Origin of the sequence: Mycobacterium rhizamassiliense (assembly GCF_900157375.1) — a bacterium.
GTDB lineage: Bacteria > Actinomycetota > Actinomycetes > Mycobacteriales > Mycobacteriaceae > Mycobacterium > Mycobacterium rhizamassiliense.
The window spans coordinates 3,690,838-3,706,165 of the sequence record NZ_LT721901.1; the positions used below are offsets into that span (position 1 = coordinate 3,690,838).

Genomic DNA, 15,328 nt, shown 5'->3' on the forward strand with positions numbered 1-15,328 from the left:
GCAATCGCGCTTGAGATCAACATCACCTCACCCAGAGGCGGGCGCATGGTCGAGTGGTATCTGTTCCTGCCGCAGGTGCGGCTGTCGGCGGCCGACATCACGGAGCGCGCGCGTCACGCCGAAGCCAGCGGGTTCGACGGAATCGCGTTCATCGATCACCTTGAAGCGCCCGGCCTGCCGAACGAAAGCATTTGGGAGGCAATGGCCACTGCCACGTGGGTGGCGGCCAAAACGGAGCGACTGCGGATCGGCCATCTGGTGCTGTGCGACGCATTCCGGCATCCCGCCGTGCTCGCGAAGCAGGCCGTCACCCTGTCGGACGCGTCGGAAGGCAGGTTCGATCTCGGTCTCGGCTCGGGATCCTGGCCCGCGGAATTCACCAGATTCGATGTCGGCCAGCTTGATCCGGTGGCCCGGGTCGAGCAGCTCGGCCGTCACCTCGCGTTGCTGCGGCAGTACTGGGGCGACGACGCCGCCGAGGGCGCAACGGTTCAGCTACCGAAGCGCAACCACCCGATACCGCTGGTCCTGGGAGGCGGCGGACCCCGCATGATGGAACTGGTTCGCAGTCACGCGGATTGGTGGAACCTGCAGGCGAACTGCATCGATCGGTTGCCCAGGCTGGCCCCGAAGGCGGGCGGCGCCCGGGTGTCGGTCCAGCAGATGATCGGCTTCGCGCGCTCGGGCGACGATGTGGACACCGTGCGCGAGGTGAGCACCCGGCGCTTCGGCAACCTCGGACCCGGACTGGTCTGCGGCGACGCCGACGCGCTGATCGCCCACTTCGCCGGCCTGGCCGCCCAGGGCGTCGAGCGTTTCTACGTGTGGTTCGCCGATTTCGCCGCCCCGGACTCGTTGCACGAATTCGGGGAGTCGGTGATCAAGCCGTTCCCTGCCGGCGCCGGGCCTCGGTAGGGACGACGGGCGGCCGGGCATACGGGCCGCGCTGCACCGCGGACAGCCGGATCTCCGGCAGGTCGACCGCGGGATCGACGGTGTCCAGCCACGCGACGGCCGCCGCGACGTCGGCGATCTGGATCGCGTACATCTCGAACGGAACATCTTGCAGCATCTCGGTTTCCACCGGTCCGGGCGTGACGATGTGCACGGCGATGCCGTCGCGATCGACCTCGAGGGCCAACGCGCGGGCGAACGCGTTCATGCCGGCCTTGGACGCGGAGTAGGCCGTGCGGGCCATCATCGGTTCGTGCGCCGCCGACGACGAGATGAACACGAATCGCGATCCGGCGCGCATCCGCGGCAGCGCTGCTGCGGTCACCACGAAGCACGAGTCCAGGTTCGCGGAGATGATCGTCTGCCACTGCTCGAATGTCTGCTTGCGCGCATACGTTCCGCCGAGTGTGCCCGCCGCGTGTACGACCAGGTCGATGGTGTCCAATCCGCTTATCGCGGAACCGAATCCGTCGGGATCCGACGCATCGGCCACAACGTAGCGCGCGCCGATCTCGTCGGCGGCCGCGCGTAGCGGCGCTTCGCGGCGCGCCGCGAGCACCACGTCGTACCCCAGTTCACACAGCTTGGCGGCGCATCCTTTTCCGATCCCGCCGCTGCCGCCGGTGACCAATGCGGTTCGCTTGGACGTGACAGGCCCCTAGCGCCGGATATCGCGGGGGCGCGACAACGCCTGCGGCGACAGCGCATAGATCCGCTGCTTGGGCCGGCCGGACAGCACGTACGTCTGCGTATCGGCGAGATGGCGGCCGGCGATGCGGCGGGCCCGGTCGACGTCGCCCTCGGCGATCATCTCAGCCAGCTTGATATGGGTGCTGAGCGCCGCGCGCCGCTGGGTCAGCGAGGGATAGGTGCCGCGCGCCGCGCTCTCGTCCGCCCATTGGCGTTCGTGGCTGGTCCACAGCGTCTCCAGGCTGCCGACCACTGCGATGATGGTGTGGTTGCCACAGCCTTGAACGACGAGATTGTGGAATTCGCGGCCGATTTCGGTGAAGAGCCGCCCGTCTTCGAGGTTCTCGGCCATGGCGTCGTTGATCTTCTTGAGCTCCGGCACCAACGTTTCCGCCCGGTCGGGCCGCCGGGCCGCCAGTGCGGCGCAGGCCGGTTCGAGTTCCTGCAGCGCCATGCCCAGGTCAGCGACCTCGACGGACTCGCTCTGCAACAGCAGGCCCAGCATGTAGGCCGCGCTCGTCTTGGCCGGCGCGTGCACCACCGCGCCGCCGCGGTTACCGCGCCGCACCGAGACCAGGCCCTCTGTTTCCAGGATCCGCAGCGCTTCCCGCAACGAGACCAGGCTGACGTTGAACTGCTCGACGAGCACCTCCTGCCGGGGCAGCAGGTCGCCGTCGGCGAGGTCGCCGTCGATGATCTGACGGCGCAACTCGTCGGCTACGATTTCAGCGATACGCGGGGCCGAGAGCCGGCGCCGGGCATCGGGACCCATCCCCAGGGCGGTCATCCAATCCTCGCAGGAAAACATCGGGAGCGAGCCCGCGGCAGCAACCGGCCGGCGCACTCGTCTGGCTTAGCTATTTTAGCAGTAATGGTATAAATAGCCTCTCTGATTCGAGGGCGGGTGCGAGTGAGCGAGGGATCCGGCAATCGGCCGACGCCACTGCGCGATTTGCGCGTCGTCGAAATCAGTGACCGGATCGCCGGAAGCTACTGCGGCAAGCTGCTCGTCGACGCGGGCGCGCAGGTGCGCAAAATCGAGCCCCCGCAAGGTGATTGGCTGCGGCGTTATTCCGCCACCGGTTCCCCGATCCCGGATGGGCCCGGCTCGCCGTTCTACAGCTACCTCAACGCCGGCAAGCAGAGCCTGGCCATCGCGGGAGACCCGGGGCGGCTGCGCGCCGAATTGGCCGGCGCCGACGTGGTCGTCGTCACGGCCGGTCGATCCCGGGCCGCCGCGCTGGGCATCGATCCGGGGCAGTTGCTGGCCGATTCGCCACAGGCGATCGTCGTCTCCATCTCCGACTTCGGCTGGACCGGGCCGTTCGCCGACCGCGCTGCCAGCGAATTCACCTTGCAGGCGTGGGCGGGTTCGCCCGGCTTTCGCGGCGATCCCGCCGGCCCCCCGATTTCGATCGGCGGCGACCTGGGGGAGTACATGGGCGGCGTGTTCGCCGCGTTCGGTGCCCTAGCGGTGCGCCGCCGCGTCGAGCACGGCGGCCCCGGCGAGCATCTCGACCTGTCCATGCTCGAGGCGATGACGCTGATGCAGAGCAGCGAATGGTTGCATTCGCAGCTGCTGCGCGTGCCGCCGGTCCGTCGCACCACCGAGGTACCGTCGATCGAGCCGGCCAAGGACGGCTACGTCGGCATCACCATGGTCACTGGCCAGCAGTGGCTCGACTTCCTGTCGATGGTCGAGTGCCCGCAGCTCGAAGAGATTGAGCAGCTGCGCTTTCAGATCGGTCGCTGGGGTTACCGCGACCTGATCCGCGAACAGATCGGTCCCTGGCTCACCGCACGGACCGTTGCGGAGATCGTCGAACTCGGGCAGCTGTTCCGGCTCCCGATCGCCGCGCTGGGCAACGGCTCGACGATCCGGGATTCGGAGTACGTGCGGCAGCGCGACGTGTTCGTCGACAACCCCGCCGGGTTCCGGCAGCCACGCGCGCCGTGGCTGATGGCGGCATGCGCGGCCGCGCCGGTGCGCGACACCGCGACCGCCGGCGCCCACGACGACGAATCTCCTTGGCAGCGACGCGAACTCGGTCCCCTGGGGGCCGCCCCGGGCCGGCCGCTGGAGGGCGTTCGGATCGTCGACCTCACCGCCTTCTGGGCGGGGCCGGCCGCGACACACCTGCTGGGCGCGTTCGGCGCCGACGTGCTCAAGGTCGAGTCCATCCAGCGTCCCGACGGCATCCGGTATTCGGGTGGGATGCGCAAGGACGTGGACGACTGGTGGGAGTACGGCTGGGTGTTCCACGCGATGAACACCAACAAGCGTTCGGTCACCCTGGATTTGGGTTCCGAGCCGGGACGCGCGCTGTTCCTGCGGCTGGTGGCCGACGCCGACGTGGTCATCGAGAACTTCTCCCCGCGGGTGATGGACCAGTTCGGGCTGACCGCAGACGAATTGCTGAAGGTCAATCCCAAGCTCGTCGTCGCGCGGATGCCGGCGTTCGGGCTGGACGGCCCGTGGCGCGAGCGCGTCGGGTTCGCCCCCACCATGGAACAGATCGCCGGCCTTGCCTGGGTGACCGGCCTGCCCGACGGTCCGCCGGTGACGCCGCGCGGCGCCTGCGATCCGCTGGCCGGCGTGCATGCCGCGTTCGCGGTGCTGGCCGCGCTGAGCTTCGCGGAACGCACGGGAACCGGCCAGCTGGTCGAACTGCCGATGCTCGAAACGGTGTTGAATGCCACGGCAATTCAGGCGATCGAGTCCGAGGTCTTCGGAGTCACCTTGAGCCGCCGCGGCAATCGCGGCTTCGGCGACGCGATCCAGAACCTCTATCGCTGCGCCGGCGACGACGATTGGATCGCGGTCACCGTCCGCGACGATGAGCAGTGGGCGGCGCTGGTCGAACTGATGGGGCGGCCGGCGTGGTGTGACGCGAGCCTGGCCACGGTCGCCGGGCGCCGAGGACACGCCGACGACGTCGACCTGCGGCTGCAGGAATGGTTTGCCGGGCAGCCGCTCGCCGCCTCGGTGGAGCGGCTGGCCGCCGCGGGCATTCCCGCCGCGCCCGCGCTGTCGCCCTCGCTGGTCACCGAGAATCCGCAGCTGCGCGACCGGGGATTCTTCGAGACGCTGAACCACTCCAGCATCGGGTCCGCGCTGTATCCCTGCCCACCGTTCGCGTTGCTGGCCGGCCAGGACCGGTGGCTGCTGCGGCCTCCGCCGACCCTGGGGGAGCACAATGGGGAGGTACTGCGCGATCGCTGCGGGCTGACGGATGAAGAACTCGCCAACCTTGCAACCACCGAAGTGATCGGGACCCGCCCCAAGGGTCTATGAGAGTGAGGCAACTATGCGCGTGACCGTCGACGAGACCTTGTGTGAGGCCCAGGGCTTCTGCGAATCCCTCGCCCCCGACGTGTTCGAGCTGGGGGACGAGGACGTGGTGCAGATCGCGGACGGCCCGGTGGCGCCGGACCGCGAGATCGATGTCCGTGCCGCCGTCGAGCAATGCCCGAAGGCCGCGCTGCGAATCCAGGAGTGAATCAGCGCCGCTCGGTCAGCGAGATCGCCATTTCGTCGTAGATCGACATATTCGTCAGCAGGTTCGGATGCGCGACCTTCGCGGGCCCGAGCGTGATGTCGTCGCATCGCAGCAGCAGCTCGTCGAAGACCGCCCGCAGTTCCGCGCGCGCCAGCATGGCGCCCAGGCAGTGGTGTGGGCCGCCGCCGCCGAACGCCACGTGCGGGTTGGGCTGACGGCCGATATCGAACGCGAAGGGTGAGTCGAAGACCTCCTCGTCGCGGTTGGCCGACCGCAGCATCGACACGATGCGGTCGCCCTTGGGAATGAGTTGGCCGTCCATCTCGACGTCGACCTTGGCCGAGCGCGTCCAGTACGCCACCGGTGACGCCCAGCGCAGCACCTCCTCGATAGCGCTGGGCCGCAACGCTTCCTGCTCGCGATACCGCTCGATCTGCTCCGGGTTGGCGACGAACGCCTGCAGCCCGGTGGCCAACGCGTTCTTCGTGGTGTCGCTGCCCGCGAAGGCCAGCACGAAGAAGAAGAACTCCAGCTCGTTTTCGGGCAGGCTGAACTGCTCGCCGTCGTCGCCGGTGATCACCGCGGTCGCCAGCGTGCTCCAGATATCGTCCGTCGGGCTGCCCCGCTTGTCGGCGGTGAGCTCCATCGCGTACGCGAAGACGGAGCCGAACAGCTCGAGTTCGACCTGTCCGCTCGGGCCCGCCTCGGGCGCAAGCACCTTCAGGATGCGGTCGAAGATATCGAAGATTCGCGACCGGTCGTCGTCCGGGATTCCGATGATGTCGCCGATCACCGTCATCGGCAACGCGTCGGCGACGTCGTCGATCCAGTCGCCGCCGCCCTTGGCGAGCAGCGCGTCGATCATCCGCGCCGCACGCGCCCGGATGCCGTCCTCCAGCTTGGCGATCGCCCGCGGATTGAAGGCGTTCGAGATGAGCTTGCGGCGCTTGTTCAGGTCCGGCGGGTCCAACGTGATGATCGTCGGGAACGACGAGAACATGGCGACCGGCTGGATGAGCGGGCCGTCGGCCGCGGTGAACGAGTCGGCGTCGCGGTGCAGGCGGACCGCATGCCGGTGCTTGGTGGTCACCCAGAATTGGCGCTTCACCGTGTCGGCGACACCCGGCGTCAGCTCGTGCCGGAAAAGCGGCCTGGTACTCCGCAAGTCGGCGAACAACTCGTCGGGAAAACCGTTGCGCCACAGGGCGAAATCGGATAGGTCCACCGCGGCAGCCGCTGTCATGTCAACCACACTCCACTCGACACTTGCACCTCGAGGCGCCACCCGCTGGCGCCCGCGTTGACGTTCAATGCTTAAAATAGTAAAAATAGACCTTGCGGTCGAACCGCGGTGAGTCAAGGGCGGCCCAGTTGCGCTCGGGCCGCGTGGGATACGGAGCAGTCGTGACAGATACATTGTCAGAGCAAGACCCGTCGGAACGTGAGTTCGGTCCGACCGGCATAGCGCTGTCCACCTACCGATTTCCGACGGGGTGGTTCATCGTTTCCTTCGCCTCCGAGCTGGCCGTCGGTCAGGTCAAGCGCATGCACTATTTCGGCGAGGAACTGGTGGCGTTCCGGACCGCATCGGGCAAGGTCCAGGTGATGGACGCCTATTGCCTGCACCTGGGCGCCAACATGGGTGTCGGCGGCACAGTGGAAGGCGAGAACATCGTCTGCCCCTGGCACGGGTGGCAGTGGCGCGGCGACGGCTCCAACGCGCTGATCCCGTACAGCAAGATCGGCTGCAAGAACAACATCCGCGTCCGCACCTACCCGACCGTGGAGTGGTACGGCTACATCCTGGTCTGGCACGAACGCCACGGCAGGGCGCCGTACTGGCAGCCGCCGGTGCTGCCCGAACTGGAGACCGGCGAGTACTACCCGCTGCACCCGCACACCCGCATGCTGAACAGGGTCAAGGTGCACGCGCAGATGATCATCGAGAACGCCGCCGACCCGTATCACGTGCAATACGTGCACAAGGCCGCCAACCCGGCGAACACCACGTCGTTCGAGGTCTCGGGGTATCACCTGCACGCCACGGTCAGCGCCCACTTCGGCGGCGGCCGCGAGGCGACGTGGCTGACCCCCGACGGCCCGGTCGACGCAAAGATCATCTACGACAACTACTCGCTGGGCCTCGGAATCGTCCGCTTCCCCAGCGAATTGGTGGCCACCATCGAGGTGACCGGACAGACCCCGGTGGACGAGGACTACACCGACTACTTCTTCACCCAGGCGTCCATCCGCGAGCCCGGCGACAGCGGTGAGGTGCCCACCGGGCGCGCCGGAAAATTCCTGGCGCTGCAGCAAGAGGTCATCAAGCAGGACTTCTTCACCTGGGAGAACATGAAGTACCTGGAGAAGCCGAACCTGGCCCCCGAAGAGGCACACGACTACGCCGCCCTGCGCCGCTGGGCCCATCGCTTCTACCCGGGCACCGAGCCCTCGTCCACCGATTTCGGCTACACGGCGTCGGGCGACCCGGACCCGGCGGCCGCGAAGGCCTGATGTGCGCTGACCGGAGCGGACCGCCCGGGCCCGCCGATTTCGGCGTCGACCGATTCACCGTGCCCGCGGTGCTCGATCGCCGCGCCGAGCAGTACCCCGACCGCGTGATGATGTCGATTGCCGGAACGGACGTGACCTTCGAGCAGATGCGGCAGCGTTCCGTCGCGGCGGCGACCGTGCTGACCTCGTTGGGTGTGGGCCGCGGCGACGGCGTGGCGCTGTTCACCGGCACCTGCCCGGAATGGGTGTATTTCTGGCTCGGTGCGGCCCGCATCGGGGCGGTGAGCGCGGCCGTCAACGCGGCCAACAAGGGCGAGTTCCTGCTGCACACCCTGCGGCTGTCGCGGGCCAAGGTCATCCTCACCGACGCCGAACGCCGGCCCCGCGTCGACGAGGTCGCCGGCGCCCTGGACACTGTGACAGACGTTGTGGTGGCGGATGATTCGCTGTGCGACGCGCTGGAGCGCGGTGCCACCGGCCCCGGGCCCGACGCCGGCGTGACGCCCGACGAGGTGGGGGCGCTGTTCTACACGTCGGGTACCACCGGGCCGTCGAAAGCCGTTGCCACCACCTGGAATTACCTGTTCACCGTGGCCGCGACGGCCGCCTCGGCGTGGCAGTTCGCGGCGGGCGAGGCGCTGTGGACGGCGATGCCGCTGTTCCATCTGAGCGCGGCGCCCAGCGTGCTGGCCCCGATGCTGGTCGGCGGAACGACGGTGCTGGCGCAGGCTTTTCATCCCGGCGAGGTCTGGGATGACGTGCGGGCCCGGGGCGCGGTCGGTTTCGCCGGCGCCGGGGCGATGGTGTCGATGTTGCAGAATCTGCCCGCCGATCCGCGTGACGCCCAGCTGCCGCTGCGGTTCATCTCGGCCGCGCCGATCGGCGCGGACTCCTATCGCGAGATCGAAAGGCGCTACGGCTGTCGCATCGTCACGATGTATGGGATGACCGAGGCCTTTCCGATCGCCGTCAAAGGCGTTGCCGACGACGGAGTTCCGGGAACGTCGGGTCAAGCCAACCCGAACTTCGACGTGCGCATCGTCGACGCGGATGGCAATCCGCTGCCCGCGGGCGCGGTCGGCGAGATCGCCTGCCGGCCAAGGTATCCGCACGTGATGAGCGAGGGCTATGTCGGCGACGGTGCGCGACTGGATGCCCATCCGGAATGGTTTCGCACTGGCGACCTCGGTCGGCTCGATTCGGATCAGAACCTGACATACGTGGACCGGATTAAGGATTCGCTGCGCCGGCGCGGCGAAAACGTCTCCTCGGTCGAAGTGGAGACGGTGGTGATGGGCCATCCGGCCGTCGCCGAGGCCGCCGCGATCGGGGTGCCCAGCGAGCTGGGCGAAGACGACATCCTGTTGGTCGTCGTCTTGCGGCCCGGGGCCGAGCTGGACTGCGTCGAGCTGCTCGACTTCTGTGCCGCGCGCATGCCCTACTTCTGCGTGCCGCGCTACGTCGAGGCGGTAAATGAACTTCCGAAGAACGTTATTGGGCGCGTACGTAAAGACTTGTTGCGCGCTCAAGGATTGACTCCGGGAGCCTGGGATCGGGAAAGTTGCGGCTATATCGTGAGCCGCTGACATGAGTTAAATTGAGGTTACATATGAGTTGTTCCATGGCATTTCGTAGAGAGGCCGGCGTGCCGCGATGACGTTGACGTATCAGCAAGAACAATTCCTGCAGGGCGCGATGGGCCGAGACGGCATCCTGAACCTCGACGCGCGGCACAACCGGGCCTACTCCGCCGGTGACCGCGATCGCTGGATCGCCACCTTCCGCCACTCCGGCGCCTCGTATGTGCGTGACGGCGAGTCGTTTACCGACCTGAGCCAGGCCTTCGATGGCGGCGAGGGTGCGCGGCTGGTCACCGTCGATCATGAGATTCACGTCGACGGCGTCAACGCCACTCAGCGTTGTGTCGCTGTGCTTTTCGCGGCCGTTTACGGCGACACCACGTTGCGGGCCACCGGGACGTACACCGACGAACTGACCTACGAGCGCGGCGGCTGGTACTTCACGTCCCGCCAGTTGGCGTGGGACTTGGTGCCCAGCCGGCACCCGCTCGTCATGTAAGAGGTCCGATACGTGGATCAGGACCTCAGCTACCAAATGGCCTTTGGCAGTTACGAGGATGCGCTGCGGATGGTGGGCGAGGCGAGCCCGCCACGCACCGCTGCGACACCGGTCAGCGGTGCGCGCATCCAGTTGTTCGCCGCCATGGTGCAAGACGGCAACCGTTCGTATTGGGATGCCGAGTTCGCGCGCCAAACCTGGGGCGGCCTGCTGGCCCCGCCGGCCCTGTTGATGGGCTGGCTGATACCCCCGCCGTGGCAGCCGGGCGGCAGGCCACCGGCGGCATCCCTCGTCCTGCGGGTGCCGTTGCCGGGGACCACATTCATCAACGCGGCCAACGACGTTGAGTTTCCGCATCCGATCCTCGAGGGCGATGTGCTCACCGCGGTCGAGGAGCTGGTGTCGGTGTCGCCGGAGAAGCGGACGCGCCTGGGCGTCGGCCATTTCGTCGAAACGCTGGAGACCTATCGGCGCGAGGACGGGACCGTCGTCGCCACCTGCCGCAACACGTTGTTCCGCTTCACCCCCGGGGCGCCGGGATGAGCGCCGCGGACCTGAATTGGAGCGAGATCGCCGTTCCCGTAGAGCTGCCCGAGGTGGTGGACCACATCAGCTATCAGCGCGTGGTCGAAAACCCCGGGGCCACGTGGGATTATTTCCCCGGGCATTTCGATCCCAACTACGCCCAAAGCCAAGGCAGCCCAACGATTTACGTCAACACTATGCACCTGGCCGGGTTCGCCGACCGGGTCGCGACCGACTGGGCGGGCCCCCGCAGTCGGGTGGTGCGCCGATCCCTGCGGCTGGCCGCCTCGGTGTATGCGGGGGACACCATGATCGGCCGCGGCCGCGCGGTGGCCAAGCGCTGCGACGAGTCGGTGGATCCGCCGCGCTGCCTGGTCGACATCCAGATCGAGGTGACCAACCAGCACGGCGCGCTGTGCTGTCCGGTCGAACTCACGCTGCAGCTGCCGGGCGATGGATGACTTCGCCTTAAGGCACTTGGCGGTATGCCGGCGGTTCGGTGACGCGGTTGCGGCGGCGGACGGCAACTGGCAGCGTCGCTCGCCCTGCGAGGAGTGGGACGCCAGGGGAGTCCTCGAACACGTGATCGGCTTTCACGACGTACTTCTGTTGCGGCCCTTGGGGCTCAAACCCGAACGACCGCGAGACGACCCGCAGGCGCGGTGGCGGGCGACCTACGCCGCGCTGGCGGCGGCCTTCGATTCCGGCCGGGCCGTGCGCTCGGATGCCTACCCGCTGCTGCCGAATCTGACGCGCGACGTGCTGGTGCACACCTGGGATCTTGCCCGCGCGGTCGGGGCCGACGACCGGCTGGACCCTGGCTGGTGTGAATCGTTCTGCGCCGGCTTGCCGCCCGATCACGACGCCTTGATCGCGTCCGGAATGTTCAGCGCCCCGGTCGCGGTGAGCGGCGAGGGCGATCCGCAGGTGCGGCTGCTCGCGCTGCTCGGCCGGAATCCGTTCTGGCCGAATGCTTTATAGCGGAGGCAGCTTTCCGCCGGCGATCACCGTCTGCAGCTCGACGTACTCGTCGAGGCCCTCCGGCCCGAACTCGCGCCCGATGCCGGAATGCTTGAAACCGCCGAACGGGCTGCCGATGTCGAGGGTGTACATGTTGATGCCGTAGGTGCCGGCGCGCACCCGTGCGGCGACCTCCAGGCCGTGCGCGATGTCGGCGGTCCACACGGAACCGGCCAGGCCGTAATCGGTCTCGTTGGCGATGCGCAGCGCGTCTTCTTCGTCGCGGTAACGCAGCACCGTCAGCACCGGGCCGAAGATCTCCTCGCGGGCGATGCGCATGTCGTTGGTGGCGTCGACGAACAGCGTCGGGCGCACGTACCAGCCGCGCTCTTCGGTGGTGTTGACGCCACCGAGCACGATGCGGGCGCCCTCGCTCTGCCCCGACCGGATGTACTCCTGCACCTGGTGTTGATGCCGTTTCGCGAACATTGGTCCGATGTCGGTGTTCTCGTCGGTGGGGTCGCCGACGTTCAGTTCCGACATCATCCCGGCCAGTGCGTCGACGAATTCGTCGTGGCGTTTTTCGCTGACCAGGATGCGGGTCTGCGCGACGCAGGCCTGTCCGTTGTTCATCAGGCTGGCCGACTTCAGTCCCGCCACCGTCTTGCCGAAGTCGGCGTCGTCGAGGACGATTGCCGCCGACTTGCCGCCCAGTTCCAGGCTGACCCGCTTGAGCTGCTCGCCGCAGAGCGTGGCGATGCGGCGACCGACGGCGCTGGAGCCGGTGAATGCGATCTTGTCGACACCCGGGTGGCGCACCAGTGCCTCGCCCACGTCGGTGCCGCCGGGCAGCACCGATACCACCCCGTCGGGCAGGCCCAGCTGCTCGATCATCTCGGCCAGCCACAAAGCGTCCAAAGGTGTTTCGGGCGCGGGCTTGATGATGACCGCGCAGCCGGCGATCAGCGCCGGAATCAGCTTCGGCATGATCAAAAATTGCGGGACATTCCATGGCACGATTGCCCCGACCACCCCGACTGGGGCCCGGTGCAGGTGCACTTCGCCGAGCACACCCTGGCGGCGTTCCACCCAGGGAAACTCCCGAGCCGCGGCGAGCGTGAGGTGAATCATCGCCGCGGCAGCCGCACCCTGGCCCATCCGGGAGAAGCTGCGCGGCGACCCCATCTCGTCGGTGATCAGGTCGGCCATCTCGTCGACGTGCCCGGCGTAAATCGCGGCGAGCTCTTCGACTTTGGCCATCCGCTCGGCGTGCGTGAGCCGCGGCCAGGGGCCGTGGTCGAAGGCCTGCCGCGCGGCCGCGACAGCGACGTCGACGTCTTCGGGGCCGGCCACTTGGACGTGCCCGATCGGCTCTTCGGAGTGCGGCGAGATCACGGCGAGCTGCTGCGGATTGGCGGGCTTACGCCACTGCCCCCCGACGAACAACTCGTTATAGGAACGGTGGCCGGAATTGTCTGTCATCGGGGCACTTCCTACGGAAGGGGCTGGAGCGTGGCCGTAAATTCGCTATTGACGCTAACATAGCGAAAAAAGGCCCCGGCTGTCACTGTGTCCTGCAAGAACGAGGTTGGCATGAAAAACGATTGGCGCCGTTACCCGTTTCAGTTGGTGCCGGGTGACCCGCAGCTGGACTTCCCGGCCGCCGAGGGCGAGCACCCCGACCAGGAGTCCGACACCTGGTTCATCGCGGGTCAACTGCAGGCCGCCGAGAGCGACCGGTCGTTCGCCTTCCTGACCATCTTCAACAAGAACCAACCCGGGGGAACGGTCGTCGCCGACTTTTACACGTTGGCGCTGTTCGATCTCGACACCGGCGACTACGGCACCTACACCGACTACGACATGCCGCCAAAGAACATGGAGCCGGGATCCCAGCGCAAAATGTCCATGGCCGCAGGCCATCTCGACATCAGCTACCAGAGCGGCGCCGGCGCCGCGTCGTGGACCACCTGCCTCGACGGTGACGGCGAATTACTGCCCTACACCTATCGGGTCAGCCTGGTGGGCACGGATCATCAGCAGCGGCCGATGCGGCTGGACCTGGTCGTCACCCCGACGCGCCCGCCGACGCCGCTGGGCGCGTCGACGTACAACGGCAAGATCGCCTGCTTCGGCCAACCCGACACCTACTCCTACTTCCAGACCGGGATGGCGATGACGGGAACGCTGCGGTGGGGCGATGTCGTCCAGCAGGTCAGCGGCGACGCCGGCCACGTCGACCGGCAGTGGTTCCCGAGGTATGCGGGCGGGGGAGGAACCGACGGAGACCCGCGGGCCAGGTCGCACGAGTGGCGCACCATCAACTTCGACAATGGCGTCGACGTGAGCATCTGGCGTCAGTTCGACCGCACGAACGACAATGCGCTGCAACCGTTTACCGGTGTGACGATGAGCCACCCCGATCCCGACATCCCGCCGCAATGCGCCGAGGACGTCGAGGTCACGATCAGCAGCTATGTGCGCTGGCCGGAGAACGTGCGGCCGCTGGTGCGCCCCCCTTCCTCGGCCCGCTACATGCCCGACCGGCACCGGATAACCTGCGCGACAATGCAACTCGACTTGGTCGGTGAGCCGCTGGTGCCCGCCCCGGCGCACGGCCTGCCGATCGAATACATGGAAGGCCCGTACCGCTACACCGGAACGCTGTGGGGCAAGCCGGTGACCGGGTTCGCGTTCAACGAACGCTCGTTGGCGATGTATCGGGACTGGGAGCTGGTCGAGGTGCTGGCCACCACGGTCGCCGACGTCGACTCCGGCTTACAGTCGGTGGTCGATCGGCTGGTGCCGTTGGTCGCCGCCGGGCGTCGCAGCGAAGCGGTCGAGCTGTTGACCGGCGCGGCACCCGCGCAAAACGGCGCGCTCGCAACGCTTCTCGATGACCTGATCGCCGCGCTGTCCGAGAAGTAGTCAGCCGGCGGTTGACGCGGCTTCCAGCGCCGCGGCCCAGCTGAGGTGGCGATGCTGCAATCCCGGTTCGTTGCGCCCGAACACCAGATGATCGTGCGCGCCCGATTCGATGTTGGCCTGCAGACCCTCGACCAAGCGGTAGTCCTCGTCGCGCACGGTGGCATGCGCGTACTCGAAGACGGCTTGGGCGCCGGCGGCCACCGATTCCTCGGAGAGGTCCAGCGGGGTCGAATTCTGATGCACCGTGATCGATCGTCCGGGCTCGTCGCCCGGGTAGATGCGAAACAGCTCGCCGTTGGCGATGGTCACCGACAGCACGATGTTGGGGAACAGCGCGTAGATCACGACCATGTTGTGGAACGGATCCCATTGCTCCTCGGGGACGTCCTCCAGGTCGAGGATCGCGTTCAGCGGAAAGATCAGCCGGTGGTGCGGTCCGTAGGCGTCGAACACCGTGCAGTTGCTACGGGCGATGGTGGCGAAGGTGTCCCGGTGCACCGTCGCGAAGTGATAGTTCTCGGCGAAGGTGTCGACGGCCAGCTTCCAGTTGATCGGGGTGTCGAGCACCTTCTCGCCCAACGGCGACCAGTGCCCGATGCCCCATGACTCCAACTCCTCGGCCAGCGGCCCCAGGTGGGCGGCGACGTCGAGCGTGGCGCTGGCGTCGAGCGCCACCCAGAGAAAACCGGCGAACTCGGCGGCCGGCAGCTCGGTCAGACCGGCGGACCTGACGGCCACGTCGGGGAAGCCCTCGCGGCCCGGCAGCCCGACCAGCTTGCCGCTGTTGTCGTAGGTCCAGGCGTGGTACGGGCAGCTGAAGCGCTTGGCGGTGCCGCATCCGGTTACCACTTGCGACTGCCGGTGCAGGCAGACGTTGTCGAACGCCTTGACCGACCCGTCGGACGTCCTGGTCAGCAGGACGGACCGCCCCATCACCGTCTTGGTGCAGTACGCGCCGGGTCCGGCCAGTTCGGAGGCGTAGCCGACGAGCTGCGGGCTGGCCAGCATCAGGGCCCGGTCGCTGTGATGCCGCTCTGGGGAGGAGTAGTCCCGCGCATCGACCGTGTGCTGGCCTGCGGCGAGGTCGGTCGTCTTGTCGCGCGCCAACTTCAAAGCCCGTCGGGTCAGGTCGACAAGCTGGTCGTGGTCCATCGGCCCAGTACAGACCTTGTCACAGT

15 protein-coding genes are annotated in these 15,328 nt (G+C 67.5%); 10 read left to right on the top strand and 5 right to left on the bottom strand.

Going from position 1 to position 15,328, the window contains the following annotated elements:
- Nucleotides 1-45: 45 nt before the first annotated feature.
- The gene (locus tag MRAB57_RS17970; RefSeq protein WP_077088551.1) at nucleotides 46-915 is read left to right on the top strand and encodes an LLM class flavin-dependent oxidoreductase; all 870 of its coding nucleotides are present in this window, start codon (nucleotides 46-48) and stop codon (nucleotides 913-915) included.
- On the opposite strand, the gene MRAB57_RS17975 is transcribed toward MRAB57_RS17970, so the two are convergent.
- Together MRAB57_RS17975 and MRAB57_RS17980 are read right to left on the bottom strand one after the other, a co-directional pair.
- Nucleotides 881-1,585, bottom strand: coding sequence for an SDR family oxidoreductase (locus MRAB57_RS17975; protein WP_077088552.1), 705 nt, complete (start codon nucleotides 1,583-1,585; stop codon nucleotides 881-883). The two genes, MRAB57_RS17970 and MRAB57_RS17975, sit on opposite strands and share 35 nt — an antisense overlap.
- Nucleotides 1,586-1,612: 27 nt before the next feature.
- The gene (locus MRAB57_RS17980; protein WP_077090669.1) at nucleotides 1,613-2,431 is read right to left on the bottom strand and encodes a FadR/GntR family transcriptional regulator; all 819 of its coding nucleotides are present in this window, start codon (nucleotides 2,429-2,431) and stop codon (nucleotides 1,613-1,615) included.
- 117 nt (nucleotides 2,432-2,548) lie between these two features.
- Between MRAB57_RS17980 and MRAB57_RS17985 the strand changes: the two genes are divergently transcribed.
- Nucleotides 2,549-4,939, top strand: a complete 2,391-nt coding sequence (locus MRAB57_RS17985) for a CaiB/BaiF CoA-transferase family protein (protein ID WP_077088553.1) — start codon at nucleotides 2,549-2,551, stop codon at nucleotides 4,937-4,939.
- 13 nt (nucleotides 4,940-4,952) lie between these two features.
- The gene (locus tag MRAB57_RS17990) at nucleotides 4,953-5,144 is read left to right on the top strand and encodes a ferredoxin (RefSeq protein ID WP_077088554.1); all 192 of its coding nucleotides are present in this window, start codon (nucleotides 4,953-4,955) and stop codon (nucleotides 5,142-5,144) included.
- A gap of 1 nt (nucleotide 5,145) precedes the next feature.
- Here the strand turns inward: MRAB57_RS17990 and MRAB57_RS17995 are convergent, their stop codons facing one another.
- A complete protein-coding gene (locus MRAB57_RS17995; protein WP_077088555.1) occupies nucleotides 5,146-6,387 on the bottom strand; it encodes a cytochrome P450 in 1,242 nt (413 codons plus the stop codon).
- Between the two features lie 161 nt (nucleotides 6,388-6,548).
- On the opposite strand from MRAB57_RS17995, the gene MRAB57_RS18000 reads away from it, so the two are divergent.
- The 6 genes from MRAB57_RS18000 (at nucleotide 6,549) to MRAB57_RS18025 (ending at nucleotide 11,243) form a co-directional block, all read left to right on the top strand.
- Nucleotides 6,549-7,658, top strand: coding sequence for a Rieske 2Fe-2S domain-containing protein (locus tag MRAB57_RS18000; protein ID WP_083743446.1), 1,110 nt, complete (start codon nucleotides 6,549-6,551; stop codon nucleotides 7,656-7,658).
- Nucleotides 7,658-9,244, top strand: a complete 1,587-nt coding sequence (locus tag MRAB57_RS18005; RefSeq protein WP_077088556.1) for an AMP-binding protein — start codon at nucleotides 7,658-7,660, stop codon at nucleotides 9,242-9,244. Before MRAB57_RS18000 ends, MRAB57_RS18005 begins: the two co-directional genes overlap by 1 nt.
- Nucleotides 9,245-9,311: 67 nt before the next feature.
- Nucleotides 9,312-9,737 carry a nuclear transport factor 2 family protein gene (locus MRAB57_RS18010; RefSeq protein WP_077088557.1) on the top strand — a complete coding sequence of 142 codons (426 nt, stop codon included), beginning with the start codon at nucleotides 9,312-9,314 and terminating at the stop codon, nucleotides 9,735-9,737.
- A gap of 36 nt (nucleotides 9,738-9,773) precedes the next feature.
- A complete protein-coding gene (locus MRAB57_RS18015; RefSeq protein ID WP_425436817.1) occupies nucleotides 9,774-10,280 on the top strand; it encodes a MaoC family dehydratase in 507 nt (168 codons plus the stop codon).
- Nucleotides 10,277-10,723: a MaoC/PaaZ C-terminal domain-containing protein gene (locus MRAB57_RS18020; protein WP_077088559.1), complete on the top strand. Its 447-nt coding sequence runs from the start codon at nucleotides 10,277-10,279 to the stop codon at nucleotides 10,721-10,723. The genes MRAB57_RS18015 and MRAB57_RS18020 overlap by 4 nt, the downstream gene beginning before the upstream one ends.
- Complete coding sequence (locus MRAB57_RS18025; RefSeq protein ID WP_077088560.1) at nucleotides 10,716-11,243, top strand: maleylpyruvate isomerase family mycothiol-dependent enzyme; 528 nt, start codon at nucleotides 10,716-10,718, stop codon at nucleotides 11,241-11,243. The genes MRAB57_RS18020 and MRAB57_RS18025 overlap by 8 nt, the downstream gene beginning before the upstream one ends.
- Here MRAB57_RS18025 and MRAB57_RS18030 read toward each other — a convergent pair.
- Nucleotides 11,238-12,704, bottom strand: a complete 1,467-nt coding sequence (locus MRAB57_RS18030; protein WP_077088561.1) for an aldehyde dehydrogenase — start codon at nucleotides 12,702-12,704, stop codon at nucleotides 11,238-11,240. The two genes, MRAB57_RS18025 and MRAB57_RS18030, sit on opposite strands and share 6 nt — an antisense overlap.
- Nucleotides 12,705-12,815: 111 nt before the next feature.
- Here MRAB57_RS18030 and MRAB57_RS18035 point away from each other — a divergent pair, with 111 nt between their 5' ends.
- Nucleotides 12,816-14,150, top strand: coding sequence for a lipocalin-like domain-containing protein (locus MRAB57_RS18035; protein ID WP_077090671.1), 1,335 nt, complete (start codon nucleotides 12,816-12,818; stop codon nucleotides 14,148-14,150).
- Here MRAB57_RS18035 and MRAB57_RS18040 read toward each other — a convergent pair whose 3' ends face one another.
- On the bottom strand, nucleotides 14,151-15,302 hold the full coding sequence (locus tag MRAB57_RS18040) for an aromatic ring-hydroxylating oxygenase subunit alpha (RefSeq protein ID WP_077088562.1): 1,152 nt from the start codon (nucleotides 15,300-15,302) through the stop codon (nucleotides 14,151-14,153).
- Between the last annotated feature and the right edge of the window lie 26 nt (nucleotides 15,303-15,328).

Excerpts from the sequence above, each read along its gene's own strand:
- MRAB57_RS18020 (WP_077088559.1), top strand. The coding sequence starts at position 10,277 with ATGAGCGCCGCGGACCTGAATTGGAGCGAGATCGCCGTTCCCGTAGAG.
- MRAB57_RS18025 (WP_077088560.1), top strand. The coding sequence starts at position 10,716 with ATGGATGACTTCGCCTTAAGGCACTTGGCGGTATGCCGGCGGTTCGGT.
- MRAB57_RS17990 (WP_077088554.1), top strand. The coding sequence starts at position 4,953 with ATGCGCGTGACCGTCGACGAGACCTTGTGTGAGGCCCAGGGCTTCTGC.
- MRAB57_RS18015 (WP_425436817.1), top strand. The coding sequence starts at position 9,774 with ATGGCCTTTGGCAGTTACGAGGATGCGCTGCGGATGGTGGGCGAGGCG.
- MRAB57_RS18030 (WP_077088561.1), bottom strand. The coding sequence starts at position 12,704 with ATGACAGACAATTCCGGCCACCGTTCCTATAACGAGTTGTTCGTCGGG.
- MRAB57_RS17970 (WP_077088551.1), top strand. The coding sequence starts at position 46 with ATGGTCGAGTGGTATCTGTTCCTGCCGCAGGTGCGGCTGTCGGCGGCC.
- MRAB57_RS18040 (WP_077088562.1), bottom strand. The coding sequence starts at position 15,302 with ATGGACCACGACCAGCTTGTCGACCTGACCCGACGGGCTTTGAAGTTG.
- MRAB57_RS17980 (WP_077090669.1), bottom strand. The coding sequence starts at position 2,431 with ATGACCGCCCTGGGGATGGGTCCCGATGCCCGGCGCCGGCTCTCGGCC.
- MRAB57_RS18005 (WP_077088556.1), top strand. The coding sequence starts at position 7,658 with ATGTGCGCTGACCGGAGCGGACCGCCCGGGCCCGCCGATTTCGGCGTC.
- MRAB57_RS17995 (WP_077088555.1), bottom strand. The coding sequence starts at position 6,387 with ATGACAGCGGCTGCCGCGGTGGACCTATCCGATTTCGCCCTGTGGCGC.
- MRAB57_RS18035 (WP_077090671.1), top strand. The coding sequence starts at position 12,816 with ATGAAAAACGATTGGCGCCGTTACCCGTTTCAGTTGGTGCCGGGTGAC.
- MRAB57_RS18010 (WP_077088557.1), top strand. The coding sequence starts at position 9,312 with ATGACGTTGACGTATCAGCAAGAACAATTCCTGCAGGGCGCGATGGGC.